We start from the raw sequence: 24,852 nt of genomic DNA, 5'->3' as shown, positions 1-24,852 counted from the left end.
CCGAATGCTACCTGCGCCCAGCCCTGCCGGCGTGCGCCTCGCCGACGTGCTGCCGTCGCAGATCCTCGCGACGCGGGGTGCGCAGAACCCCCTCGGCCTGCCGCGCGCACGCCGCACCGTCCTCGTGGTCGTCGACGGGCTCGGGGTCGCGAACCTCAACGCGCGCGCGGGGCATGCGCGCACGCTCGTCGCCGGCCCGCGCAAGGGCATCGTCTCGGGATTCCCGACCACGACCGCCGCGGCCCTCACGTCCCTCTACACGGGCACGGCTCCCGGCACCCACGGCATCGTCGGCTACGACGCCCTCGTGCCGGGCGTCGGCGTGCGCAACCAGCTGCGCGACTGGGGTCGCGACATGGATCCCGAGACGTGGCAGCGCAGCGCGCCGCTGCTCGCCGACGTGCCGAGCGTCGTCGTCAACGAGGCGCGCTACGCCGACTCGGGCTTCACGCGCGCGACGCTGCGGGGCGCGCGCTACGTCGCCGCGCGCTCGATCGACGATCGCGTCGACGCCGCGATCGAGGCGACGCACGCCGGCGACGGCATCGTGAGCTGCTACGTGCCCGACCTCGATCGCATCGGGCACGACCGGGGCTGGCAGTCCGACGCGTGGATCGACGCGCTCGAGCGGCTCGACGGGGCCGTCGCCCGCCTCGTCGACCGCGTGCCGGCCGGCACGGGCATCCTCGTCACCGCCGACCACGGCATGGTCGACGTGCCCGAGCATCGCCACGTCGTCGTGCCGCCGTCGCTCCTCGAGGGCGTCGCGCACGTCGCGGGGGAGCCGCGCTGCCTGCAGCTGCACCGCGACCCGACCTGGAGCGGCTGGGCGTCGACGGTCGAGGCGTGGCGCGCCGCGCTCGGCGACCTCGCCTGGATCGCCACGCGCGACGAGCTCGTCGCGTCGGGCTGGCTCGGCGTCGTCGACGACGCGGTGCTGCCGCGCATCGGCGACCTCGTGGTCGCGATGCGCGGCACCGGCGCCCTCTACCTGCGCGAGGACGACCCCGCGCGGGGCATGGTCGGCCAGCACGGCTCGCTCACGCCGGAGGAGCTGCGCGTGCCGCTCGTCCGCCTCGGGGCGTACGCGGCCTCCTAGCCCCCGCAGGAGGCCGGACCGCGCCCGCCTCAGGCGGGATCGTCGTCGTGCCGTGCGCCGAAGACGATCTCGTCCCAGCTCGGCATCGACTGCCGGCCGCCGCGCTTGGCACGGCCGCCCGACAGCGGGCTCGTGTGATGCACGCCGGGCTGCTCGTCGGCGGCGGCGGGCTCCTCCGACTCGAAGAGCGGCTCCTGCGAGCGGGGCAGATCCGGCACCGTGCCGGTCTCGGCCTGCTGCAGGGCGGCCTCGCGCTCGCCGCGGCGACGGCGCAGGGCCTCGAGCAGGTCGGCGGTGTGGTTGGGCGCCTGCGCCGGTCGAGCCGTCGACACGGCGGCCTCGACGACCGCGGCCGGCTGGCCCTGGGCGGCATCGCGCAGCACGGGGTTCGGCGTCACGGGCTTGGAGGGCCGCTGCTCGCCGACGTGGAAGGCGCCGGAGTCGAAGCGCTCGCCGTCGACGCGCGGCTGGGGCTGCGTCCTCGCCTGCTGCGGCGTCTCGGCGACCGCGGGCTCGGCGTCGGCCTGCTGCTGCTGGTCGACGGCGCGCAGGCGCGGCATGAGCACGGTCGAGGCGTCGCCGCGCTGGCTGAGGGCGGTGGCCTCCTTGTCGCGCGGCGTGAGCGCCGCCTTGCGCGGCTCGAACGTCCACGTCGCGACGTGGTCGATGCCCTGCGCGTGGAAGCGCAGCCGCACGACCCAGGCGCCCGCGCCCTCGCGCCAGGCGAACCAGGACTCGTCGCTCGCGCCGATGTCGCGCAGCCTGCCCTCGAGGGCGTCGCCGAACGTCGACTCCTTCGCGAGCGGGTCGATGTCGCCCGAGGCGACGGCGACCTGCAGCGCCTGGTCGAGCACGTGGTCGCGCTCGGCGACGACGGGACCCTCGAAGCGGCGCACGAACTCGAGCACCTCGCCCGTCTCGCTCGCGACCTCCTCGGCCGTCTTGCCGGCGCGCAGCGCCGTCTGGATCTCGCGCGGCGAGGCCTTGCGCTGCGACGTCTGGGCCTTCGCCCTCGGCAGCTCGGGCAGCGCCGCGACGTCGATCGCGAAGCGTGCGCCGTCGGCGGTCTCCACGACGAGCAGGTCGTCCTCGACCCCGATCACACTGAGCTTGTCCATGCGCCTCACGTCCCGGTTCGGATGGTCGCTGCCAGCATCGCATCGCGGGTCGATCGAGGGCGGGAATGACCGTGGCGTGCCGCGAGTTGCAATCGTCGGATCGAACGTGCAGACTGTGCGCCGACTCCCCCTGAATCCACGCCGAAGGAACGCTGAGCACGCAATGGCAACCGACTACGACGCACCTCGCAAGACCGACGACGACTCCGAGTCGATCGAGGCCCTGAAGGAGCGCGTCCCCGCCAAGGCGCAGACGGCGACGGACGACGACGCCGACAACCCCGGCAGCTTCGACCTGTCGGCGGCAGACCTCTCGGACGTCGAGCTCGAGACCATCGTGCTGCCCGCCCAGGAGGACGAGTTCACGTGCGTCAGCTGCTTCCTCGTGAAGCACCGCCTGCAGTTCGACCACGAGACGAAGCTCGGCCCCATCTGCAAGGAGTGCGCCTCCTAGGCACGCACCCCGGCGGCGCTCGCTAGGCGCGAGCGTCGCGGATCGCCGCGACGAGCGCCTCGGGCCGTCGCGTCGACACGACCCACGCGGTCGTCGGATCCGACCCGTCGACGACGGGCACCCGGACGAGGCGCCGCGTCCACGGCACCGTGGAGTGGTAGGCCCGTGCGTCCCACTCGGCGTGGAGCGTGACGTACGACTGCCGCGCGTCGAGCGCGACGGCCTCGCCGAGCGCCTCGAGCGGGATGCGCGCGCGCCCCGCGTGCAGCGTCGTCCCGTCGACCTCGACGACGGGCGCGGCGACGACGAGCCCGCCGGCGATGCCGAGGTAGAGGACGATCGCGACGATCCACCCCCACACGGGATCGATCGGCAGGAACACCAGCACCGCCGCGGGGACGACGAGCAGGCACACGGCGAAGAGCCAGATCGGGGGCAGGAGACGCTCACGGTGACGCACCCCTCCATCCTGCCCGCTAGCCTTGGCTCCCGTGGACGAGGTCGAGGTGCTCATCGTCGGCGACGTGCCGACCTACGCGCATCCGGGCGATGCGGGTGCGGACCTGCACGCCGCGGAGGCGCTCACGCTGCAGCCGGGGGAGCGAGCGGTCGTGGGCACGGGCGTGCGCATCGCGCTGCCCGCCGGTCACGTCGCGTTCGTCGTGCCGCGCAGCGGCCTCGCGGCGAAGCACGGCATCACGATCGTGAACGCGCCGGGCACGATCGACGCGGGCTACCGCGGCGAGGTGCGGGTCATCCTGCACAACATGGGTGCCGAGCCACACGCGATCGCCGTCGGCGACCGCATCGCCCAGGTGATCGTGCAGCGCATCGAGCGCGCGCGCTTCGTGCAGGTCGACGAGCTCCCGGGCTCCGACCGCGGCGAGGGCGGCTTCGGCTCGAGCGGATTCGGACGGACGAGGGAGACGCATGCCTGACGAGATCGACGACCAGGTCGAGGAGGAGTCGTTCGAGAAGAGCGCTCCCGCCGACCGCGCGGAGGCCGGACCGCTCGACGAGTCCGAGGCACCCGTGCGCCCGTACATCGACCTCGGCGGCCTGCGCATCGTGCCCAGGCAGGGGCTGCAGATGCGCCTCGAGGTCGAGGAGGCGTCCAAGCGCGTCGTCGCGGTGACGCTCGAGCACGCGGGGTCGACCGTGCAGCTCCAGCCGTTCGCGGCACCCCGCTCCGAGGGCATCTGGGGCGGCGTTCGCGCCGTCGTGTCCGCGCAGCTGCAGCGCCAGGGCGCGACGGTCGCGGAGGAGGAGGCCCTGCTCGGGCCCGAGCTCCGTTGCACGCTGCAGCCCGGCCCCGACGGCCAGCAGCGCTCCGTGCGCATCGTCGGCGTCGACGGTCCGCGCTGGATGCTGCAGGGCATCGTCGGTGGCGCCGCGGCGAGCGACGACGCGGCGATGGCCGACCTCGTCGAGATCTACCGCTCGACCGTCGTGTGCCGTGGCGACCTGCCCATGCCGCCGCGCGAGCTCATCCCGCTCCACGCCCCGAAGCCCGCATGACGAGCGAGCAGCGACCCGGCGAGGAGCCCGTCGAGCGCGACGCGACGACGGCCGCTGCCGACGGCGACGAGCGCGACCGCGCGGACGACGCGATCGCCAACGCCATCCGCTCGTCGCGGCTCGGGCACATCGCGCCGGGCGAGCGTCCGTCGGGCTCGGCGATCCTGCAGGCGATGGGCGGCGTGCGCGGCATCGTCGAGTCGCTGCTGCCCGGCATCCTCTTCCTCGTCCTCTACACGGTGACGCAGGACGTCTGGCTCTCGGTGCTCGTGCCGCTCGGGGTGTCGATCCTCGCCGTGCTGCTGCGCGTCGTGACGAAGGGGCAGCCGCTCCTGGCCTTCGCGGGCCTCATCGGAGTCGGCATCTCCGCAGCCGTCGCCATCTTCACGGGCAACGCCGCCGACAACTTCCTCTGGGGCTTCATCGTCAACACGGTGGGCGTCGTCGCCCTCGTGATCTCGCTCGTCGTGCGCCGGCCGCTCGTGGGCCTCCTCGCCGGCGGGCTCACCGGCACGCCGTACGCGTGGCGCACCGAGCCGGCACGGAAGGCCGTCGCCGTGCGCGCGACGATCCTGTGGATCTGCGTGCTGGGCGCGCGGCTCGCCGTGCAGGTGCCGCTCTACCTCTCGGACGCGACGCAGGCCCTCGCGACGACGAAGCTGCTCATGGGCGTGCCCCTCTACGGCGCCGCGCTGTGGATCACGTGGCTCATGGTTCGCGCCGTGCCCGAGCCCCTCGAGCAGCGCGACACGCCAGCGTCCGCCTGACGGGGTGCCCGCGCCGCGCGATCGGCGTAGACTGTCTTGACGTCAAGATACTTTCGGCCGGGGCGCCCAGCCCGCGGCTATGCTCGGACGCGCACAGCGTCAAGACGATCGTGTGGGGAGTCACCGTGTCGGCAGTCGACAGCTTCGGAGCCCGCAGCACCCTCGAGGTGGGCGGCCAGGACTACGAGATCTTCAGGATCGATGCGGTCGAGGGGCACGAGTCGCTGCCCTTCAGCCTCAAGGTCCTGCTCGAGAACCTCCTGCGCACGGAGGACGGCGCCAACGTCACCCGCGCGCAGATCGAGGCCCTCGGTGCGTGGAAGGCAGAGGCCGACCCCGACACCGAGATCCAGTTCACGCCCGCGCGCGTGGTCATGCAGGACTTCACGGGCGTGCCGTGCATCGTCGACCTCGCCACCATGCGCGAGGCCGTGACCGAGCTCGGCGGCGACCCCGCTCGCATCAACCCGCTCTCGCCCGCCGAGATGGTCATCGACCACTCGGTCATCGCCGACCTCTTCGGCTCCGACAACGCGCTCGAGCGCAACGTCGAGATCGAGTACGAGCGCAACGGCGAGCGCTACCAGTTCCTCCGCTGGGGCCAGACGGCGTTCGACGACTTCAAGGTCGTCCCGCCCGGCACCGGCATCGTGCACCAGGTCAACATCGAGCACCTGGCGAAGGTCGTCTACGACCGCACGGTCGACGGCGTCCTGCGCGCCTACCCCGACACGTGCGTCGGCACCGACTCGCACACGACGATGGTCAACGGCCTCGGCGTGCTCGGCTGGGGCGTCGGCGGCATCGAGGCCGAGGCGGCCATGCTCGGCCAGTCGGTCTCGATGCTCATCCCGCGCGTCGTCGGCTTCCGTCTCACGGGCGACATCCCCGCGGGCGTCACCGCGACGGACGTCGTGCTCACGATCACCGACATGCTGCGCCAGCACGGCGTCGTCGGCAAGTTCGTCGAGTTCTACGGCGAGGGCGTCGCCTCCGTGCCGCTCGCGAACCGCGCGACCATCGGCAACATGAGCCCCGAGTTCGGCTCGACGGCCGCGATGTTCCCCATCGACGACGTCACGCTCGACTACCTGCGCCTCACGGGGCGCGACGAGCAGACCGTCGCCCTCGTCGAGGCGTACGCGAAGCAGCAGAAGCTGTGGCACGACCCGTCGCGCGAGCTGCGCTTCAGCGAGTTCATGGAGCTCGACCTGTCGACGGTCGTGCCGTCGATCGCCGGCCCGAAGCGCCCGCAGGACCGCATCCTCCTCTCGGAGTCGAAGGGCCAGTTCGAGCGCGACATCCTCAACTACGTCGCGAGCCCGTCCGGCACGGCGACGACCGACGACGCGGCCGACATCGCCTCGATGGACTCCTTCCCCGCATCCGACCCGGGCAGCGTGCCCGGCGAGGAGCACGAGCAGCACGAGCACGCCGCGAAGGTCGCCGTGCTGCAGAGCGGCTCGTTCGAGGGCGCCTCGACGCCCGCCAACGTCACGACGCCCGACGGTCGCGAGTACGTGCTCGACCACGGCGCCGTGACGCTCGCCGCCATCACGTCGTGCACGAACACGTCGAACCCGTCGGTCATGATCGCCGCGGGCCTCCTCGCCCGCAAGGCGCGCGACCGCGGCCTGACGAGCAAGCCCTGGGTGAAGACGACGCTCGGCCCGGGCTCGAAGGTCGTCACCGACTACTACGAGAAGTCGGGCCTGAACCACGACCTCGAGCACCTCGGCTTCTACACGGTCGGCTACGGCTGCACGATCTGCATCGGCAACTCCGGACCGCTGATCGAGGAGGTCTCGGAGGCCATCAACGAGCACGACCTCGCCGTGACGGCCGTGCTCTCGGGCAACCGCAACTTCGAGGGCCGCATCAGCCCCGACGTGAAGATGAACTACCTCGCGTCGCCGCCGCTCGTCGTCGCGTACGCGCTCGCCGGCTCGATGCACTTCGACTTCGAGACCGACGCGCTCGGCACCGACCAGGACGGCGCGGAGGTGTTCCTCAAGGACATCTGGCCGTCGACGGAGGAGGTGCAGGAGATCGTCGACTCGTCGATCTCCCGCGAGCAGTTCATCACGCAGTACGCCACCGTCTTCGACGGCGACGAGCGCTGGCGGAGCCTGCCGACGCCCGAGGGCCCCATCTTCGAGTGGGACGCCGACTCGACGTACGTGCGCAAGGCGCCGTACTTCGACGGCATGACGATGGAGCTCACGCCCGTCGCCGACATCCACGGTGCGCGCGTCATGGCGACGCTCGGCGACTCGGTGACGACGGACCACATCAGCCCGGCCGGCAACATCAAGGCGGGCACCCCCGCCGCGCAGTACCTCACCGAGCACGGCGTCGGCCAGCGCGACTTCAACTCCTACGGCTCGCGCCGCGGCAACCATGAGGTCATGATCCGCGGCACGTTCGCGAACATCCGCCTGCGCAACCAGCTCACGGCGAGCGTCAACGACGGCACGGCGATCGAGGGCGGCTACACGCGCGACTTCACGCAGCCCGAGGGCCCGAGGTCGTTCATCTACGACGCATGCCAGTCGTACGCCGAGCAGGACACCCCGCTCGTCGTCTTCGGCGGCAAGGAGTACGGCTCGGGCTCGAGCCGCGACTGGGCCGCGAAGGGCACGCGCCTGCTCGGCGTCAAGGCCGTCATCACCGAGTCGTTCGAGCGCATCCACCGCTCGAACCTCATCGGCATGGGCGTCGTCCCGCTGCAGTTCCCGGCGGGCGAGTCGTGGGAGTCGCTCGGCCTCGACGGCACCGAGGTCGTCTCGATCACGGGGCTCGAGCAGCTGAACGAGGGCACGACGCCGAAGACGGTCACCGTGACCGCTGCGCCGAGCGAGCACTCGGCACCCGGCAAGGAGACCATCGAGTTCGAGGCGCTCGTGCGCATCGACACCCCCGGCGAGGCGGACTACTACCGCAACGGCGGCATCCTGCAGTACGTGCTGCGCTCGCTGGTCTGACCCGCACCGCACTCGCATCCCGGACCCCCGCAGGCTCTCAGCCTGCGGGGGTCCGCGCGTCGTAGCATCGAGCGCGAGCGGCGTCCGCCGCGCAGGCGAGGGAGACGACATGGGCCTCTTCAGGGCAGCGATCGACGCGGCGGGCGGCGTGCTCGCCGACCAGTGGAAGGACTTCCTCACCGTCCCGGACGGCCTGCCGGACACCGCGGCCCTCTTCGCGGCGGTGCCGCGCGGCCAGAACGCCGGGCGCGGCTCGAACACGAGCGGGTCGGACGGCGTCATCACGAACGGCTCGCGCATCGTCGTGCCCGAGGGCTACGGCCTCGTCCTCATGCAGGAGGGTGCCATCACGGGCTTCGCCTCCGTCCCCGGCGGGTACGAGTGGCGCAGCGACGCGCAGGAGTCGCAGTCGGTGTTCGCGGGCGACGACGTCGTCGGCTCGCTCGTGCGCACGTCGTGGGAGCGCTTCAAGCTCGGCGGCCGTCCCGCGGCGCAGCAGCAGGCGTTCTTCGTCAGCCTCAAGGAGCTGCCGAACAACCGCTTCGGCACGCAGTCCGAGATCTACTGGGACGACGCGTACCTGAACACGCAGGTCGGCGCCGTGACGCGCGGCACGTACACGCTCCGCATCGTCGACCCGATCCTCTTCGTCAAGGCGTTCGTGCCGGCCTCCTACCTGCGGCCCGGCGTCGTGTTCGACTTCGCGGACCTCGACAACGACGCGGCGGCGCAGCTCTTCAACGAGGTCGTCGCCTCGCTCGCGCCCGCGTTCTCGATGTACACGAACGATCCCGCCAAGGGCAATCGCATCACGCGCATCCAGCAGGACTCCGTCGGCTTCGCGCAGAGCCTCTCCGCCGCCGTCGAGCAGGGCTACCGCTGGACGACGGACCGTGGCATCGCGATCGTGAAGACGGCGATCGTCGCGATCGAGTACGACGCGCAGACGCGCGAGCTGCTGCGCAACGTGCAGCGCGCCGACGCGCTGAGCGGTCAGCGCGGCAACGCGAACCTCCAGGCCTCGGTCGCTGCGGGCTTCGAGTCCGCCGGCGAGCAGCAGGGCACGACCGGCATCCTCGGCATGGGGATGGCGGCGGGCACGACGGGCCTCGGCGGGCTGCAGCAGCCTGTGCAGCAGGCGCCGCAGCAGCAGGCGCCGCCGCAGCAGGCTCCCGCGCCCGCCGCGCAGGGCGGCTCGGCAGCGGAGGACCCGATGGCGGTCCTCACGCGCGCGAAGGCGATGCTCGATGCGGGCCTCATCACCCCCGAGGACTACGAGGCAGCGAAGGCGAAGGCGCTCGGGCTCTAGCTCGACGCCACGGTCGACCGCATGACGATGCCGCCACCGCAGGCGCCACCGCCTCCCGAGGGCGCGGGAGGCGGCGCGGCCGCGCCCGACGCGCGCGCCGTGCCGGTGGTGCCGCGGCGACCCCTGCCGCCGCCGCGGCCCGAGGACCGGCAGCGCGCGCCCGGGCCCGGCGAGCCGCCCGTCGAGCTCGCGGTGCCGCCCGCTGGGCCGCGGACGCAGAACGCGCGGCTGCAGGACGGCATCAACCGTTGTCCGCGCTGCGGGTCGACCGACATCCGCCTGAAGGTCGAGGGCGGCCTGCTGCGCTGCGGCTACTGCCGCAACGAGTGGTCCGAGGCGCGCGTGGAGGAGCGGCTCGGCCTCGGCGAGGGCATCCGCGACCTGCGGGGCACGCTCGTGGCCTCGGGCGCGCAGGACATCGACGCGGCGGTCGACACGTCGCTCACCATCGAGTGCGCCGGCTGCGGCGCCGAGGTCGTCATCGACACGGACGACGCGATGAGCGCGCGATGCCACTGGTGCAGGCAGCGGCTCGACGTCAACCGGCAGATCCCCAACGGCGCCGTGCCGGACGCCGTGCTGCCGTTCGCGCTCCCGCACGCCGAGGCCGTCGAGCGCATCCGCGCCTTCGCGCACGCCCGCCGCACCTTCGCGCACGCGCGGTTCAAGGCCGAGTTCCAGCCCGAGAACGTCGTCGGGGTCTACCTGCCGTACATGGTGGTCGACGCGCAGATCTCGACGCGTCTCGAGGGCGTCGGCGAGGTCGAGACGCGGCGGTACACGCGGGGCACGAAGAGCAACCGCAGGACGTACTACGACGCCGACGTCGTGCGCGTGCGTCGAGCGGTGGACGTGACGGTCGACGACCTGACGTTCGAGTCGTCGGCGCAGCGCTCGAACCTCGACGTGCACCGGTCGACGAACAACATCGTGAACTCGATCCTCCCGTTCGACACGAAGAACGCCGTGACGTGGAACGCCGCCTACCTCGCGGGCTTCACGTCGGAGCGCCGCGACCAGGACGTGCAGGCGATGCATCCGCGGCTTGAGGACCAGCTCCTGTCGATCGGGCGCTCGCAGGTCCGGGCCTCGCTCGGTGCGTACGACCGGGGCGTCCGCTGGGAGACGGAGGCGCTCGACGTCCACGGCACCCGGTGGGTCGCGATGTACCTGCCGGTGTGGCTCTACTCGTACCATCACGTCGAGGGTGGCGTCGGGATGGTGCACTACGTCGCCGTGAACGGGCGCACGGGGGAGACGATGGGCAGCATCCCGCTCGCGAAGGGGCGGCTGCTCGCCGTCGCCATCGGCGTCGGAGCCCTCGTCGAGGCGATCGTGCTGCCGCTCGTGGCGCTCGGGGTGCTGTCGTGGGGCCGGTGATGCACGCCGACGCGCTCGTCGCCGTCGCGGCCGTCGTCGCGTCCTCCGACGGCGAGGGATTCCTCTTCGCGCTGCTGGCTGCGGGTCCGGCCACCGGCATCGCCATCTACACGACGATCTACCGCCGCTACCGCAACCAGGACAAGACGCACGTCTTCGAGCAGGAGACGCGCATCGCGCCCGGACCGGTGCGCGGCGACGACGCGAAGGTCGACGAGGTGCGGGGCACGCGGCGCAGGCGCATCGAGGGCGACGTCATCGATCAGCCGCGGCAGCGCGTGCGTCGCGTCCCGTAGCGTGGGCGCGTGAGCCGAGGGGGAGCGCCCATGGAGCACTGGACGAGGGCCGAGGCACGCGCGTGGATGCGCGCGCCGGCGGCGACGGACGACAAGTACGCCCGCGGCGTCGTCGGGCTCGTCACCGGCTCGCACGACTACCCGGGCGCCGCCGTGCTCGGTGTCGAGGCGGCGCACCGTGCAGGCGCCGGCATGGTGCGCCACGTCGGGCCGCGCCGGGTCGGCGACCTCGTGCTCGCCCGTCGTCCGGAGACCGTCGTGCAGGCCGGCCGCGTGCAGGCGTGGGTGCTCGGCTCGGGCACGGATCCCGCAGGACGGTCCGACGCGCTCGCCGCCGTGCTGCAGGAGGCGCTCGACGAGGGCGTGCCCGCCGTCGTCGACGCGGGAGCGCTCGACCTCGCGGGCACGGGCGACGGTGCGCGGCTGCTCACGCCCCATGCCGGCGAGCTGCGCGCGCTGCTCGCCTCGCTCGGCGAGGACGGCCTGACGCGTGGGGACGTCGAGGCCGACCCCGAACGATGGGCTCGGCTCGCCGCGACGCGGACGGGTGCCACCGTCCTGCTGAAGGGAGCGCGGACCCTCGTGACGGACGGTGCGCGCGTCGTCCTCGTGGCGGCGCCGACGCACTGGCTCGCGACGGCGGGGACTGGCGACGTGCTCGCAGGCGTCGCGGGTGCGATGCTCGCCGCGCACGCCGACGCCATCGCGCGCGACGCGGGGATCGTCGTCGACCTCGGCGCGACGGCCGCCTGGATCCATGGCGCCGCAGGGGAGCGCGCCTCCGGCGGCGGGCCGCTCGTGGCGCTCGAGGTCGCCGAGCAGGTCGCCGACGTGGTGGCGGGCCTCCTGGCCTGAGCGCGTCAGCGCGAGGGCTGCTCGTCCGCCTCGACGAGCACGCCCTGGATCCACAGCTCCCGCACCGCGGGCAGCGCGCCGGCGGACAGCGCCTCCGCGTCGGCGTCGAGCAGCGACGCGATGGCGTCGAGGATCGCGCCGATCGACAGCTCGCCGTCGCATGCGCCCACGAGGGCGGCGACGGCCGTGTCGACGGACGTCGTCCGTCCGAGCGCGCCGCCCTGCACGAGCTCGATGACGCTCGGCCCCGTCGCCCCCGGGCGCAGGTGGCGCACCTCGGTGACGTCGGGCTGCGTGACGAGGTGCGTCGCGCGCAGCGCGTCGTCGGACAGGGTGGCCAGGCGCGCCTGCACGTCGAGCGACGCCTGCAGGTGCGCGCCGGCGTGCTCGAGCGCGATGGGCTGCGCGACGTGCTCGACGCGCACGCGCGGCGCGGGAACGCCCGAGCGTGCCTCGACGGCGACCCAGCCGAGGCCGATGCCGTGGACGCCGCGCTCGGCGAAGTCGTCGAGCCAGGCCGTGAGCATCGGTGCGTGGTCCACGTCGCCCGGGCGCGTGCCGCCGTCGCGCAGCCACAGCTCCGCGTAGCGCACGACGTCGAGCGTCTCGCGCTCGAGCACCCAGCCGTCGACGTCGCTCGCCACGACCCAGGAGCGCACGCGGTCGAGGCCCGTCCCGGCCGAGCCCGACTCCCAGTTGCCCAGCAGCCGTGCGGCGCCCCCTGGGCGAAGGTGCGCGCCGAGGCCCTCGACGACCTCCTGCATGAGCGCGTCGCCCGTGCGCCCGCCGTCGCGGTACTCGTACGTCGGCACGCCGTCGCTGCGCGGCGTGACGACGAACGGGGGGTTCGACGCGATGAGGTCGAACCGCTCGCCGTCGACCGGCGCCCAGAGATCGCCCGCGCGCGTCTCGACGTGGTCGACGCCGTTCAGCGCGCACGTGAGGCGCGTCATGGCGAGGGCGCGCTCCGACAGGTCCGTCGCGACGACGCGGTCGGCGATGCGCGCGAGGTGCAGGGAGACGATGCCGCACCCGGAGCCGAGGTCGAGCGCGCTGCCCGCGCGCACGGGCGGGAGGATCGCGGCGAGGGTGCGAGCGGCGCCGCCGACGCCGAGCACGTGGTCCGGGCGCAGTGGATGGACGCCGGAGAGCTCGTCGAGGTCGCTCGCGATCCACCACGAGCCCGATCCGAGCGCGTCGCGGAACGCGTGCGGACGCACGGCGATGCGCGGCACGACGTCGTCGCCGGCCGTCTCCACGATGCCGAGCGCCGCGGCACCGGCGACGTGCGCCGTGCCCAGCGCTCGCTCCGCATCCTCGACGGGCACCCGGTCGCCGAGCCACAGGAGGCGCACGAGGGTCGCGAGCGCGTCGCGGTCGACGCCGAGCGCACGGCGGGCCGGGCTCGCGACCATGCGGCCGAGCGCGTCGGCGGCGTCGACGCCGATGCGCGCGGCGACGCCCTCGCCCGCGTACCCGGCGGTGGCCAGGTCGTGGGCGAGGGCGTCGACGAGCGCGCGATCCACCTAGGCGGACGGCCCTGCGATGCGCGGCTCGTGGAAGGCGCCGCCGAACGCGCGCTCGGAGGCGTCGACGCGATCGAGGTAGGGCGTGATGCCGCCCATCTGGAACGGCCAGCCGGCGCCGAGGATCATGCACAGGTCGATGTCCTGCGGGCCGACGACCACGTCGTCCTCGAGCATCCGGTGGATCTCGTCGGCGAGGCCGACCTCGAGCCGCTCGCGCAGCTGCACGGCCGTGTACGGGGTCGCGCCCTTCGGCGTGTGCCGACGCACGATCGCGACGGCTCGCTTGTCGATGCCCTTCGCCTCGCCCTTGCGATCCTTCTCGAGCAGCACGCCGGCCTCGGCGAGCTCGTGCAGCGCCTTCGACTCGAAGAACCGGTCGGGGAAGGCCGCGTGGTGCGTGTCGAGCACGTGCGCGCCGACCGTGAGGCCGACGAGGTCGAGCAGGACGAACGGGTCCATCGGGAGGCCGAACGGCTGCTGCGCCGCGACGACCGTCTCGAAGGGCGTGCCCTGCTCGACGGCGTGCATGGCCTCGCCGAGGAGCTTCGCGAGCACGCGGTTCACGACGAATCCGGGGGTGTCGCGGGTGATGACCGCCGTCTTCCGCAGATCCTTCGCGACGCGCATCGCCGTCGCGATGCTCGCCTCGTCGGTGGCGGGCGCGCGCACGACCTCGATGAGCGGCATGACCGCGACGGGGTTGAAGAAGTGGAAGCCCACGAGTCGCTCGGGGTGCGCGAGGCGCGCGCCGATCTGCTCGACCGAGAGGCTCGACGTGTTCGTCGCGAGGATCGCGTCGGGGCTCAGGTGCGGCTCGACCTCGGCGAACACCTGCTGCTTGACGCCGAGCTCCTCGAACACGGCCTCGATGACCCAGTCGCAGTCGGCGAAGTCGGCCTTGTCGACCGTGCCCGACAGCAGGCCCGAGAGCCGGTTGGCGGTGTCGCCGTCGAGGCGGCCCTTCTCCTGCAGCGCCGCGATCTCGTCGCGGATGCCCGCGAGCGCGCGATCGACGCGACCCTGGTCGAGGTCGGTGATGACGACGGGCACCTGCAGGCGTCGCAGGAACAGCAGGGCGAACTGGCTCGCCATGAGGCCTGCGCCGATGATGCCGACCTTCGACACGGGGCGTGCGAGCTCCCTGTCGGGTGCACCGGCGGGGCGCTTGGCCCGCTTCTGCACGAGGTCGAACGCGTAGATCGACGCGTGGAACTGGTCGGATGCGATGAGCTCGGTGAGCGCGGCGTCCTCGGCGGCGAATCCCTCGGCGCGCGTGGCCTTGCGTGCGCCCTGCAGCAGCTCGAGCGCCTTGTAGGGGGCGAGGGCGACCGTGCCGATCCTCGACTCGAGGCTCTTGCGCGCGATCCCGATCGCGACGTCCCACTTCACGGCACGCTCGAGGCGCCCGGGCACGTTCGGACGATCGACCTTCGTGCCGCCCAGCACGCCGTCCGCCCAGGCGAGCGACTGCTCGAGGAACGAGGCGGGACCGAACATGGCGTCGGCGATGCCGAGCTCGAGCACCTGCTCGGCCTTGAGCACGCGGTTCTGCTTCAGCGGGTTCTCGATGACGACCTTGAGGGCGTTCTCGATGCCGATGAGGTTGGGCAGCAGCCAGGCGCCGCCCCAGCCGGGGATGAGGCCGAGGAAGACCTCGGGCAGCGCGACGGCGGGTGCCGCCTGGTTGATGGTGCGGTAGTCGGCGTTCAGGCCGATCTCGAGCCCGCCGCCGAGCGCGAGGCCGTTGATGAACACGAACGTCGGCACGCCCGCGTCGTGCAGGAGGCCGAGCGCACGGTGCCCGAGCCTGCCGAGCTCGGCGCCCGTCTCGCGGTCCGGCAGCAGGCCGACGTTCGACAGGTCGGCGCCGGCGGCGAGGAAGTAGGGCTTCCCCGTCACCGCGATGGCGTGGACGAGGCCGGCGGCCGCACGGCCGCGCTGCGTCTCGAGCACGTCGCCGAGCTCGAAGAGCGTCGCGGGCCCGAGCGTCGTCGGCCGGGTGTGGTCGCGGCCGTTGTCGAGGGTCACGAGCGCGAGGATGCGGCCGGACGGCAGCGTCACGTCACGGACGTACGAGTGCGTGACGACCTCGTCGAACTCGGTCGCCGCCAGGCGCGGGAACTCGTCTGCGATGCTCACTTGCGCTTCCTTCCGGTGTAGCCGGGGTTCTCCCAGATGACGGTGCCGCCCTGGCCGAGGCCGACGCACATCGCCGTGAGGCCGTAGCGGACCTCGGGGTGCTGCTCGAACTGGCGGGCGAGCTGCACCATGAGCCGCACGCCGCTCGATGCGAGCGGGTGGCCGATGGCGATGGCGCCGCCGTACGGGTTGACGCGCGGGTCGTCGTCCTCGATGCCGAAGTGGTCGGTGAACGCCAGCACCTGCACGGCGAAGGCCTCGTTGAGCTCGAACAGGCCGATGTCGTCGATCGACATGCCCGCCTTGCGCAGCGCCTTCTCGGTGCTCGGCACCGGGCCGATGCCCATGATCTCCGGGTCGACCCCGGCGAAGCCGAAGGAGACCAGGCGCATCTTGCTCGTGAGCCCGAGCTCCTTCGCGGCCTCGGACGAGGCGACGAGCGACATCGTCGCGCCGTCGTTGAGGCCGGACGCGTTGCCGGCGGTCACGCGGCCGTGCTCGCGGAACGGCGTCTTGAGGGTGCTGAGGCCCTCGAGCGTCGTCTCGGGCCGCGGCGCCTCGTCGGCGGTCGCGAGCCCCCAGCCCTCGGGCGTCTGCAGCGCGACGGGCACGAGATCCGGCTCGATGTCGCCGGCGGCGAGCGCCGCGGCGTACTTCTCCTGGCTGCGCATCGCGTAGCGGTCCGCACGCTCCTTCGTGAGGTGCGGGAAGCGGTCGTGGATGCGCTCGGCGGTCTTGCCCATGTTCAGGGCGTCGCCCGAGACCATGCGCTCCGAGACGAAGCGCGGGTTCGGGTCGGCGTCGAGGCCCATGGGATGCCTGCCCATGTGCTCGACGCCGCCGGCGACCGCGACGTCGTAGGCGCCGAGCGCGATGCCGCCCGCGACGGCGGTCACGGCCGTCATGGCGCCGGCGCACATGCGATCGAGCGCGTAGCCGGGGACGGACTTCGGCAGGCCCGCGAGCATGCCCACGGTGCGTCCGAGGGTCAGGCCCTGGTCGCCGGTCTGCGTGGTCGCGGCGATCGCGACCTCGTCGATCCGCTCGGTGGGCAGCGACGGGTTGCGCTCGAGGAGCCCGACGAGCGCCTTCACGGCGAGGTCGTCGGCCCGCGTCCGCCAGTACATGCCCTTCTCTCCCGCACGCCCGAACGGGGTGCGGACGCCATCGACGAACACGACGTCGTGTGCCACTGAAGCCTCCTGCATGGGTGGATGCACGTCTGGGTGCACCACGAGCCTAGGCAGGACGCCCGGGACGGGGGAGGCGCTTGCGGATTCCCTACGAGTCGACGTCGGACGGCTCGTCCGGCGTTTGGTCTGCATCTACAAAGGCGAGGGTGATCCGTTGTGCAGTCGCGTCAATCTGCCAGGGGCGAGCACCGAGGGCGGCGAGCCCGTTCCGCACGGCCTCGACCGAGGGCTCCGCGCCGTGATCCCACGTCAGCCTGCGCAGCGTGTCGGGCGTGAGCAGCTGCTCGTTCGGCATCGACAGCTCGTCGGCGATCGCCTGCACCGCGGCCCGGGCGCGCTGGAGCCGCGTCGCCGCCACCGGACGCTTCTGCCTCCAGAACCGGGGAGGGGGAGGGCCGTCGGCGGGCGTGCGCAGCACGGGGAGGTCCTCTGCGGCACGGCCGGCCTCGAGGGCGGCCAGCCAGCGGTCGAGCTGCGACCGAGAGGCGCGTCCGTGGAAGCCGCTCGTCGCCGCGAGCTGCGCCTTCGTGCGCGCGCCGCTCGTCGCGGCCGCCATGAGCGCGGCGTCGCCGATCAGCCGTCCGGGAGCGCCGTCGATCTCGCGCGCGTAGGCGTCCCTGGCCTCCCAGAGCGCTCGCGCGATCGCGAGGGTCCGGCGATCCTTCACCTGGTGCAGGCCCGAGAGGCGTCGCCACGGCTCGGCGGCGGGAGGCTTCGGCAGCCGCGTGCGCGCGGCCTCGAACTCCTGTCGCGCGATCTCCGCCTTGCCCTGCGCCTCGAGGTCGGCGGCCATGGCGTCGCGCAGGTCGACGATGAGCTCGACGTCGAGCGCCGCGTAGGCGAGCAGCGCGGGCTCGATGGGCCGGCGCGACCAGTCCGACGCCGCGTGCTCCTTCATGAGCCGGATGCCGAGGAGCCGCTCGACCACGGCGGCGAGGCCGACGCGCTCGTAGCCGGCGAGGCGCGCGCCGAGCTCGGTGTCGAAGAGCGTCGCGGGCTCGAGGCCGAGCTCGCGCAGGCACGGCAGGTCCTGCGACGCGGCGTGGAGCACCCACTCCTCGCCGCCGATGGCGTCCTGCAGCTCCGACCATGCCGTGATGCCGAGCGGATCGAGCAGCACGGTGCCCGATCCTCGTCGGTACAGCTGCACGAGGTAGGCGCGCGACGAGTAGCGGAAGCCGTTCGCCCGCTCGGCGTCGACCCCGATGGGACCGGTGCCGGCGAGCAGCCGCGCGATCGCGGCGCGCAGGCCCTCGTCGTCGACGACGACGTCCAGCGGGCCGACGGGGACGGCGTCGACGAGCTCGGGCTGCGGCGCGTCGGCCGCGGTCGCGTCGGTCATCGCGGCAGCCTGTGCGCGTCGAGGCTGATGGTGCCCGGCTGCAGCGGCATGCCCGCGACGGCGCACACGAGGTCGCACCACGCGGCGAGGTGCCGCTCGATGGCGTGATCGGTCGGCGTCCACGACGCGCGCAGCTCGAGCTGCGCGCCCTCGCCCTGCTCGGCGAGCTCGCCGAAGCCGGTCGACAGCACGCGCGTCGCGGTGCCGGATGCGGCGTGGTAGCCGGCGTCGCGCTGCTCGAGCGCCTCGAGCAGCCACGACCACGTCACCTCGGGCAGCATGGGATCCGGCGCGATGTCGAGATCCTGCGTCGCCTGCGTGAAGGACACGACGCGGAAGGCGCCGCCCCAGGCCTCGGGCTCCTCGGGGTCGTGCATGAGGATGAAGCGGCCGGTGCCGCGCTCGCTGTCGCGGCCGTGCTCGGGCGAGCCGACGTCGGCGGCGACCGCGTACGACCACGGCGCGATGCGACCGGGGGCGGGGATCTCTCGCACCGTGAGCTCGCCGCGCGTGTCGGCGGAACGCATCCGCTCGACGGCGGCGAGGAAGATCGCCGGCGCCTCGGCCGACTCCGAGCCTGTGTCCACGTCGAAAGACTAGGCTGACGCCGTGAGCAGACCAGCGAGGCGCGCCGCAGCCCTCGCCGCCGTCGGCCTCGCCGCGGGCGCCGCCACCGTCGCAGCGCTCTCGACCGTGCTGGCACGCACGCTCATCACCCCGCCGCGGCACCGCGACGACGTCGAGATCGTGTCTATCGACGCCGAGGGCATCCGCCTGCTGCGCACGCCGGACACCGAGCTGCCCGGCCGCTACGCCCTGTGGATCGGCGACCGGCTCGTGCGCATCGGCGAGATCGTCGCCGAGGACGAGACCACGGTGACGCGCACGGTCACCGGCAAGGCGCGCGTGCGCATCGGCGGCCGCGCGAGCGCGCGCTTCTCGGGCTACCACCTCTACCGACCGCGCGACCTCGGCCTGCCGTTCCGCTCGGTCATCGTCGACACGGAGCTCGGCCCCGCCCCGGCGTGGATCATCGGCGACGAGTCGGCGACGACGTGGTGCATCCAGGTGCACGGTCGCGGCGTGAACCGACGCGAGCCGCTGCGCGCCGTGCCGATCCTCGCCGAGCGCGGCATCCCGTCGATGTGCGTCGCGTACCGCAACGACGGGGAGGCGCCGCGATCGGCCGACGGCACCTACCGGCTCGGCCTCGACGAGTGGCGCGACGTGGACGCCGCGATCGACGTCGCCGTCGCAGCGGGCGCCGAGCGCATCCTGCTCATGGGGTGGTCGATGGGCGGCCAGGTCGTGCTGCAGCTCGCGCGCCGCTCGCGCCATCGCCGCCGGATCGCGGGCATCCTGCTCGACTCGCCCGTCGTCTCGTGGGGGCCGACCCTGCTCTTCCACACGCGTCTCGCCCGCGTGCCCGTCGCATTCGTGCACACGGCGACGGCGCTGCTCGAGTCGCCCGCCGCACGCCTGGCGGGCGGCGACGCGCTGGACTTCCGCGAGCTCGACGGCGTCGCCTACGCCGACTCGTACGCCGTGCCGATCCTGCTGCAGCACTCGGCCGACGACGGCTTCGTGCCGCCCGACGCCTCCCGCGCGCTCGCCGACGCCCGCCCGGACATCGTCGAGTACCACGAGTGGCACGGCGCCAAGCACTGCAAGCTGTGGAACCTCGACGAGCCGCGGTACCGCGAGATCGTGCACGGCTGGCTCGACCGCACGGGCATCGGCCCGCGCTAGCGAGTCGCTAGGCCGCCGAGCGCTCGCGGACCTGGCGCTGGATGCGGCCGAGCATGCCCGACATGCCGCGCAGGCGCAGCGGGGACACGGCGCGCTCGAGCCCGAGCATCGACGAGAGGTCGGCGGGCACCGCGAGCGCCTCGTCGACCGTCGCGCCGTCGAGGCCGCGCACGAGGATGGACGCGAACCCGCGGGTGGTCGGCGCCTCCGCCGGCGCGGTCGCGTGCACGTGCACCACGCCGTCGTCGACCTCGACGAAGAGGAAGACGGGGGACTGGCACTCGAGCACGCGCTCGAGCAGGTCGGGATGCTCGGCGTAGCGCTCGGGCAGGTCGGGCAGCGCGTCGGCGTGGTCGAGCAGGAGCATGAGCCGGTCCTGCTCGCCGATCGCGCCGAAGTCCTCGACGAACTCCCGCAGCGTGGGCGTGAGCGTCATCGGGCGGGCACCTCGCCCGGCTCGACGCCCACCACGATCGGCACGCGCACGAGGGAGCCCCACTCGGTCCACGAGCCGTCGTAGTTGCGCACGCGCGGATAGCCGAGCAGGTGCGCGAGCACGAACCACGTGTGGCTCGAGCGCTCGCCGATGCGGCAGTAGGCGACGACGTCGTCGGCCTCGCCGATGCCGGCGCGGTCGCGGTAGATGGCCTCGAGCTCGGCGCGCGGGCGGAAGGTGCCGTCCTCGCGGACCGCCTCGCTCCACGGCACGTTCGCCGCCGTGGGGATGTGGCCGGCGCGCAGCGCGCCCTCCTCCGGGTAGGCGGGTGCCGTCGTGCGCTCGCCCGAGTACTCCTGCGGGCTGCGCACGTCGATCATCGGCTTGCCGATGTGGGCGAGCACGTCGTCGCGGAACGCGCGCAGCGTCGAGTCGTCGCGCTCGACGACGGGGTAGTCGGTGGCGGGACGCTCCGTGCGCTCGCGCGTGAGCTCGCGGCCCTCGGCGATCCACAGGTCGCGCCCGCCGTCGAGGATGCGGGTGTCGTGGTGGCCGTAGAGCGCGAGCACCCACAGCGCGTACGTCGCCCACCAGTTCGACTTGTCGCCGTAGAGCACGATCGTGTCGTCGCGTCCGATGCCCTTGGTGCGCATGAGCTCGGCGAACGCCTCCGGGCCGAGGTAGTCGCGCGTCACGGGGTCGTTGAGGTCGGTGTGCCAGTCGAGCTTCACGGCACCGGGGATGTGGCCGGTCTCGTAGAGCAGCACGTCCTCGTCGGACTCGACCACGACGATCCCGGGGTCGCCACGGTGCTCGGCGAGCCACGCCGTCGACACGAGGCGCTCGGGGTGGGCGTACTCGGCGAACCGCGGCTCGGGCTCGTGCGACTGGGTCATTGCGGCTCCTCATCCGGCCGCAGGGTGCCTGCGGCCGCTCGTCTACGCTGGAACGCGGCGATCACGCCGATTCTTCCACGCAGCCGTCCGTCCATCGGGCGGCGCTCGATCCCGCACCGGAGCCCCGTGCCCACGCTCACGCGCATCGCAGACCGCAAGCCGACGACCGACGCCGCCCGCATCGTCGCGCACCTGACGCCGCCGCGGCAGTTCGAGACGGCGACGTTCGAGTCGTACGTCACCGACGACGCGCATCCCTCGCAGGCGCACGCGGTCGACCGCATGCAGGAGCTCGCGGGCGTCTGGCGCGGTGGCGGCCGCAAGGGGCTCTTCCGCAAGGCGCCGCAGGTGAAGCCCGGCATCTACCTCGACGGCGGGTTCGGCGTCGGCAAGACGCACCTGCTCGCGGCGCTGTGGAAGACGATGCCCGGCGTCAAGCACTTCGGCACCTTCATCGAGTACACGGCGCTCGTGGGCGCCCTCGGCTACAAGGAGGCCGTGCGCGCGCTCTCGGGCGCGTCCATCGTGTGCATCGACGAGTTCGAGCTCGACGACCCGGGCGACACGATGGTCATGACGCGCCTGCTGGGCGAGCTCGTCGAGGGCGGCACGAAGCTCGCGGCGACGAGCAACACGCCGCCGAACGCCCTCGGCGACGGACGCTTCGCCGCGAAGGACTTCCTCCGCGAGATCCAGGCCATCTCGGATCGCTTCGAGATCCTCCGCATCGACGGCGACGACTACCGCCAGCGCGACGTGTCGGGGGAGGCGCCCGTCGTCGAGGACGACGCGGTCGAGTCGGCGCTCGCCGAGCGCGGCGACGCCGTGGCGCTCGACGACTTCGACACGCTCGTCGCGCACCTCTCGAGCGTGCACCCCTCGCGCTACGTCGACCTCGTCGCCGACCTCGACGCCGTCGGCTGGCGCGGCGTGCGCACGCTCACCGACCAGAGCGAGGCGCTGCGTCTCGTCGCGCTCGTCGACCGCCTCTACGACGCCCAGGTGCAGATCGTCGCGTCGGGGACGCCGCTGAACCACGTCTTCTCCGAGGAGATGCTCGGCGGCGGCTACCGGAAGAAGTACCTGCGCGCGATGTCGAGGCTCATCGCGCTCACGACGGGGCAGGCCTAGCCGCTCGCCGCGAGCGCCTGCGGGCGCTCACTCGCCGACTCACTCGCCGTCGGTGCGACGGCGATCCTCGTCGGCGTCCGCGGCCGACCTCGCCGCGGCGTCGACGGGCGCGAGCCGCGCGCTGCGGACCGCCGCGACCGTGCCGCCGAGCACGATCGCCACGAGCGAGCCGACGAGCACGCCGAGCGTGCCGTCGACGAGCAGCTCCTCGGTGCGGCGATGCGCGAGCTCGTTCATGAGCAGCGCGACCGTGAAGCCGATGCCGCCCAGCAGCGCCACCGTCACGAGGTCGCCGAGCGAGAGGCGCTCGGCGCGCGGCGTGCGCAGCGCCACCTGCGCGAGCCAGCCGGCGGCCGTGATGCCGACGAGCTTGCCGAGCGGCAGCGCGACGGCGATCGCGAGGAAGACGGGGCTCAGCTCGCCCAGCGGCACCTGCGGGATGGCGACGCTCGCGGCGACGAACGCGAACAGCGGCAGCACGATGCCGTTCACGAACGGCTCGAGCCGGTGCCTCGCCGACTCGGCGGGCGCGGGCGCGAGCACGAGCCCCGCCGCGACGCCCGCGATCGTCGCGTGCACGCCCGACTGCAGCACGAGCCACCACAGCGCGAGGCACGCCGCGACGATCGCGATGCGCAGCGGCCAGCTGCCGCGCCGCGAGCGGTACGCGCGACCGAGCGCCCACACCACGACGACCATCGCCCCCGCGGCCGCGAGCGCCCACGCCTGCAGGCTGCTCGTGAAGAGGATGGCGATGAGGGCGATGGCGATGAGGTCGTCGATGACGGCGAGCGCGAGCAGCAGCGCGCGCACGGCGACGGGCAGGCGACGTCCGCAGATCGCGAGCACGCCCAGCGCGAAGGCGATGTCGGTCGCGGTGGGGATGGGCCACCCCGCGGCGAGATCGCCGGGCACGAGCGCGACGAACACGAGCGCGGGTGCGGCCACGCCGCCGACGGCGGCGATCGCGGGCACGAGCGCCCGACGGCGGTCGGCGAGCTCGCCCTGCGTGAGCTCGTAGCGCAGCTCGATCGCGGCGACGAGGAAGAAGACCGCGAGCAGGCCGTCGGTCACCCAGTGCGCCGCCGAGAGGTCGACGCCCCCGAACGGCGTCGGATGCCAACCCTTGAGCGCCTCGAGCGCCGGGCCGAGCGGCGTGTTGGCGACGACGAGCCCAACGACGGCCGCGACGAGCAGGATCGCGGCGGAGACCTGGGCGTTGCGGATCCATGTCACCCGTCCATCCAAGCAGCGCCCGCGCCGCGCACGGTGCGAAACATCCCCGCAACACCTGGCCGCGTTTCGTTACCTGCACGAAACGACGGACGCAGCCGGATGAAATGACGTTCGCTCAGGCTGGCACCAGTCCCTGACCGGAACACCCCCAAGGAGCCTTTCCATGGATGCAGGAAGCATCGCCTTCGGCGTCGCAGCGACAGCCCTCGTGCTGCTCATGACCCCCGGCCTCGCCTTCTTCTACGGCGGCCTCGTCCGCTCGAAGAGCGTCATCAGCATGATGATGATGTCGTTCGGCTCGATCGGCCTCATCGGCGTGCTGTGGATCCTCTACGGCTTCAACATGTCGGCCGTCGACAGCCCCTTCGCGTTCGCGGGCAACCCCTTCAGCGACTTCGGCCTCTCGGGCCTCGCAGCCGGCGAGACCGCGAACACCGACTTCATCGGCGTCGCCTACGGCTCGACCTTCGCGATCATCACGGTCGCCCTCATCTCGGGTGCGATCGCCGACCGCGCGAAGTTCGGCGCCTGGATGATCTTCGCGGGCGTCTTCGCCACGCTCGGCTACTTCCCGCTCGCGGCATGGGTCTGGGGCGGCGGCTGGATCTACAGCCTCGGCGACCTCATGGGCCTGCCGGGCGTCATCGACTACGCGGGCGGCACCGCGGTGCACATCAACGCCGGCGCCGCCGCGCTCGCCCTCGCCTTCGTCCTCGGCAAGCGCGTCGGCTTCGCCAAGGGCTCGCACAAGCCGCACAACGTGCCCTTCGTGCTCCTGGGCGCCGCCATCCTGTGGTTCGGCTGGTTCGGCTTCAACGTGGGCGCGGAGTGGCTGAACGAGATGGGCAACGCCGGCCTCATCACGATCAACACGATCGGCGCGACCGCTGCAGCCGTGCTCGCCTGGCTCGTCGTCGAGAAGCTGAAGGACGGCAAGCCCACCGCCGTGGGCGCCGCCTCCGGCGCCGTCGCCGGGCTCGTCGCGATCACCCCCGCATGCGCCAACCTCACGCCCGGCTGGGCGCTCGTGCTCGGCGTCGTCGCCGGAGCGGTGTGCGCCCTCGCGATCGAGCTGAAGTTCAAGCTCGGCTTCGACGACTCCCTCGACGTCGTGGGCATCCACCTCGTCGGCGGCCTCATCGGCACGATCTACCTCGGCTTCTTCGCCACCGACACCGGCCTGCTCCTCGGTGGTGGCGGCGGCCAGCTCGTCGTGCAGCTGATCGCGGCCTTCGGCGCCATGATCTACGCGTTCGTCGTCGCCTTCGTCATCGGCTTCGTCATCGAGAAGACCATCGGCTTCCGCGTGAAGAACGAGGACGAGCTCGCCGGGGTGGACACGATCGTCCACGGCGAGGAGGCCTACGCCTACGAGATCGAGAAGGTCTGATCTCGACTCGACGATCGAGGGGCCCGGATCC

General features: G+C 72.9%; 23 protein-coding genes. 13 read left to right on the top strand and 10 right to left on the bottom strand.

All coding sequences use genetic code 11. From position 1 onward, the window contains the following. Positions 1-4: 4 nt before the first annotated feature. On the top strand, positions 5-1,099 hold the full coding sequence (locus ABD249_RS07995; protein WP_344342419.1) for an alkaline phosphatase family protein: 1,095 nt from the start codon (positions 5-7) through the stop codon (positions 1,097-1,099). A 29-nt stretch (positions 1,100-1,128) separates the two neighbouring features. On the opposite strand, the gene sepH is transcribed toward ABD249_RS07995, so the two are convergent. Then, positions 1,129-2,217, bottom strand: coding sequence for a septation protein SepH (gene sepH, locus ABD249_RS07990; protein WP_344342417.1), 1,089 nt, complete (start codon positions 2,215-2,217; stop codon positions 1,129-1,131). A gap of 163 nt (positions 2,218-2,380) precedes the next feature. Here sepH and ABD249_RS07985 point away from each other — a divergent pair, with 163 nt between their 5' ends. Next, on the top strand, positions 2,381-2,671 hold the full coding sequence (locus ABD249_RS07985) for a DUF4193 domain-containing protein (RefSeq protein WP_344342416.1): 291 nt from the start codon (positions 2,381-2,383) through the stop codon (positions 2,669-2,671). Positions 2,672-2,693: 22 nt separating this feature from the next. Here the strand turns inward: ABD249_RS07985 and ABD249_RS07980 are convergent, their stop codons facing one another. Then, a complete protein-coding gene (locus ABD249_RS07980; RefSeq protein ID WP_344342414.1) occupies positions 2,694-3,131 on the bottom strand; it encodes a DUF3093 domain-containing protein in 438 nt (145 codons plus the stop codon). A 31-nt stretch (positions 3,132-3,162) separates the two neighbouring features. Here ABD249_RS07980 and dut point away from each other — a divergent pair, with 31 nt between their 5' ends. The 8 genes from dut (at position 3,163) to ABD249_RS07940 (ending at position 11,780) form a co-directional block, all read left to right on the top strand. Continuing rightward, on the top strand, positions 3,163-3,609 hold the full coding sequence (dut, locus tag ABD249_RS07975) for a dUTP diphosphatase (protein ID WP_344342412.1): 447 nt from the start codon (positions 3,163-3,165) through the stop codon (positions 3,607-3,609). Next, entirely contained in the window at positions 3,602-4,189 is a 588-nt protein-coding gene (locus tag ABD249_RS07970; RefSeq protein WP_344342410.1) for a DUF3710 domain-containing protein, read from the top strand. Before dut ends, ABD249_RS07970 begins: the two co-directional genes overlap by 8 nt. Continuing rightward, positions 4,186-4,956 (top strand): DUF3159 domain-containing protein, encoded by a 771-nt coding sequence (locus ABD249_RS07965; RefSeq protein WP_344342409.1) that lies wholly within the window; start codon positions 4,186-4,188, stop codon positions 4,954-4,956. Before ABD249_RS07970 ends, ABD249_RS07965 begins: the two co-directional genes overlap by 4 nt. Before the next feature lie 125 nt (positions 4,957-5,081). Continuing rightward, positions 5,082-7,940, top strand: coding sequence for an aconitate hydratase (locus ABD249_RS07960; RefSeq protein WP_344342408.1), 2,859 nt, complete (start codon positions 5,082-5,084; stop codon positions 7,938-7,940). Between the two features lie 109 nt (positions 7,941-8,049). Continuing rightward, on the top strand, positions 8,050-9,249 hold the full coding sequence (locus ABD249_RS07955; protein WP_344342407.1) for an SPFH domain-containing protein: 1,200 nt from the start codon (positions 8,050-8,052) through the stop codon (positions 9,247-9,249). A gap of 21 nt (positions 9,250-9,270) precedes the next feature. Further along, positions 9,271-10,629 (top strand): TFIIB-type zinc ribbon-containing protein, encoded by a 1,359-nt coding sequence (locus ABD249_RS07950; protein ID WP_344342405.1) that lies wholly within the window; start codon positions 9,271-9,273, stop codon positions 10,627-10,629. After that, positions 10,626-10,925 carry a hypothetical protein gene (locus ABD249_RS07945; protein ID WP_344342403.1) on the top strand — a complete coding sequence of 100 codons (300 nt, stop codon included), beginning with the start codon at positions 10,626-10,628 and terminating at the stop codon, positions 10,923-10,925. The genes ABD249_RS07950 and ABD249_RS07945 overlap by 4 nt, the downstream gene beginning before the upstream one ends. A 9-nt stretch (positions 10,926-10,934) precedes the next feature. Beyond that, positions 10,935-11,780, top strand: coding sequence for an ADP-dependent NAD(P)H-hydrate dehydratase (locus tag ABD249_RS07940; RefSeq protein WP_344342401.1), 846 nt, complete (start codon positions 10,935-10,937; stop codon positions 11,778-11,780). A 5-nt stretch (positions 11,781-11,785) separates the two neighbouring features. Here ABD249_RS07940 and ABD249_RS07935 read toward each other — a convergent pair whose 3' ends face one another. The 5 genes from ABD249_RS07935 to ABD249_RS07915 form a co-directional block, all read right to left on the bottom strand. Continuing rightward, entirely contained in the window at positions 11,786-13,306 is a 1,521-nt protein-coding gene (locus ABD249_RS07935; RefSeq protein WP_344342399.1) for a DUF7059 domain-containing protein, read from the bottom strand. Beyond that, positions 13,307-15,442 (bottom strand): 3-hydroxyacyl-CoA dehydrogenase NAD-binding domain-containing protein, encoded by a 2,136-nt coding sequence (locus ABD249_RS07930; protein WP_344342555.1) that lies wholly within the window; start codon positions 15,440-15,442, stop codon positions 13,307-13,309. It abuts the gene before it with no gap. 2 nt (positions 15,443-15,444) lie between these two features. Then, positions 15,445-16,656 carry a thiolase family protein gene (locus ABD249_RS07925; RefSeq protein ID WP_425546296.1) on the bottom strand — a complete coding sequence of 404 codons (1,212 nt, stop codon included), beginning with the start codon at positions 16,654-16,656 and terminating at the stop codon, positions 15,445-15,447. A gap of 73 nt (positions 16,657-16,729) precedes the next feature. Beyond that, complete coding sequence (locus tag ABD249_RS07920) at positions 16,730-17,983, bottom strand: HRDC domain-containing protein (RefSeq protein ID WP_344342397.1); 1,254 nt, start codon at positions 17,981-17,983, stop codon at positions 16,730-16,732. After that, complete coding sequence (locus tag ABD249_RS07915; RefSeq protein WP_344342395.1) at positions 17,980-18,570, bottom strand: DUF3000 domain-containing protein; 591 nt, start codon at positions 18,568-18,570, stop codon at positions 17,980-17,982. The genes ABD249_RS07920 and ABD249_RS07915 overlap by 4 nt, the downstream gene beginning before the upstream one ends. A 22-nt stretch (positions 18,571-18,592) precedes the next feature. On the opposite strand from ABD249_RS07915, the gene ABD249_RS07910 reads away from it, so the two are divergent. Next, entirely contained in the window at positions 18,593-19,732 is a 1,140-nt protein-coding gene (locus tag ABD249_RS07910) for an alpha/beta hydrolase family protein (RefSeq protein ID WP_344342393.1), read from the top strand. 7 nt (positions 19,733-19,739) lie between these two features. Here ABD249_RS07910 and ABD249_RS07905 read toward each other — a convergent pair whose 3' ends face one another. Together ABD249_RS07905 and ABD249_RS07900 are read right to left on the bottom strand one after the other, a co-directional pair. Continuing rightward, complete coding sequence (locus ABD249_RS07905; RefSeq protein ID WP_344342391.1) at positions 19,740-20,168, bottom strand: SufE family protein; 429 nt, start codon at positions 20,166-20,168, stop codon at positions 19,740-19,742. Continuing rightward, on the bottom strand, positions 20,165-21,064 hold the full coding sequence (locus ABD249_RS07900) for a sulfurtransferase (RefSeq protein ID WP_344342389.1): 900 nt from the start codon (positions 21,062-21,064) through the stop codon (positions 20,165-20,167). Before ABD249_RS07900 ends, ABD249_RS07905 begins: the two co-directional genes overlap by 4 nt. A gap of 126 nt (positions 21,065-21,190) precedes the next feature. Between ABD249_RS07900 and zapE the strand changes: the two genes are divergently transcribed. Beyond that, on the top strand, positions 21,191-22,195 hold the full coding sequence (zapE, locus tag ABD249_RS07895) for a cell division protein ZapE (protein ID WP_344342387.1): 1,005 nt from the start codon (positions 21,191-21,193) through the stop codon (positions 22,193-22,195). A gap of 39 nt (positions 22,196-22,234) precedes the next feature. Here the strand turns inward: zapE and ABD249_RS07890 are convergent, their stop codons facing one another. Continuing rightward, positions 22,235-23,431, bottom strand: coding sequence for a Na+/H+ antiporter NhaA (locus ABD249_RS07890; RefSeq protein WP_344342385.1), 1,197 nt, complete (start codon positions 23,429-23,431; stop codon positions 22,235-22,237). Positions 23,432-23,594: 163 nt separating this feature from the next. Between ABD249_RS07890 and ABD249_RS07885 the strand changes: the two genes are divergently transcribed. Next, on the top strand, positions 23,595-24,821 hold the full coding sequence (locus tag ABD249_RS07885; RefSeq protein ID WP_344342383.1) for an ammonium transporter: 1,227 nt from the start codon (positions 23,595-23,597) through the stop codon (positions 24,819-24,821). Positions 24,822-24,852 lie beyond the last annotated feature (31 nt).

Source organism: Agrococcus versicolor (assembly GCF_039531815.1).
GTDB lineage: Bacteria > Actinomycetota > Actinomycetes > Actinomycetales > Microbacteriaceae > Agrococcus > Agrococcus versicolor.
The sequence above is the reverse complement of the archived record's forward strand: the minus strand, read 5'-3'. Positions and strand labels throughout refer to the sequence as shown.

What these genes read in the sequence shown, in the direction of transcription:
- ABD249_RS07970 (WP_344342410.1), top strand. Translation starts at nt 3,602, where the DNA reads ATGCCTGACGAGATCGACGACCAGGTCGAGGAGGAGTCGTTCGAGAAG.
- ABD249_RS07925 (WP_425546296.1), bottom strand. Translation starts at nt 16,656, where the DNA reads ATGCAGGAGGCTTCAGTGGCACACGACGTCGTGTTCGTCGATGGCGTC.
- ABD249_RS07905 (WP_344342391.1), bottom strand. Translation starts at nt 20,168, where the DNA reads ATGACGCTCACGCCCACGCTGCGGGAGTTCGTCGAGGACTTCGGCGCG.
- ABD249_RS07995 (WP_344342419.1), top strand. Translation starts at nt 5, where the DNA reads ATGCTACCTGCGCCCAGCCCTGCCGGCGTGCGCCTCGCCGACGTGCTG.
- ABD249_RS07920 (WP_344342397.1), bottom strand. Translation starts at nt 17,983, where the DNA reads ATGACCGACGCGACCGCGGCCGACGCGCCGCAGCCCGAGCTCGTCGAC.
- ABD249_RS07950 (WP_344342405.1), top strand. Translation starts at nt 9,271, where the DNA reads ATGACGATGCCGCCACCGCAGGCGCCACCGCCTCCCGAGGGCGCGGGA.
- ABD249_RS07955 (WP_344342407.1), top strand. Translation starts at nt 8,050, where the DNA reads ATGGGCCTCTTCAGGGCAGCGATCGACGCGGCGGGCGGCGTGCTCGCC.
- ABD249_RS07900 (WP_344342389.1), bottom strand. Translation starts at nt 21,064, where the DNA reads ATGACCCAGTCGCACGAGCCCGAGCCGCGGTTCGCCGAGTACGCCCAC.
- ABD249_RS07965 (WP_344342409.1), top strand. Translation starts at nt 4,186, where the DNA reads ATGACGAGCGAGCAGCGACCCGGCGAGGAGCCCGTCGAGCGCGACGCG.
- sepH (WP_344342417.1), bottom strand. Translation starts at nt 2,217, where the DNA reads ATGGACAAGCTCAGTGTGATCGGGGTCGAGGACGACCTGCTCGTCGTG.
- ABD249_RS07885 (WP_344342383.1), top strand. Translation starts at nt 23,595, where the DNA reads ATGGATGCAGGAAGCATCGCCTTCGGCGTCGCAGCGACAGCCCTCGTG.
- ABD249_RS07985 (WP_344342416.1), top strand. Translation starts at nt 2,381, where the DNA reads ATGGCAACCGACTACGACGCACCTCGCAAGACCGACGACGACTCCGAG.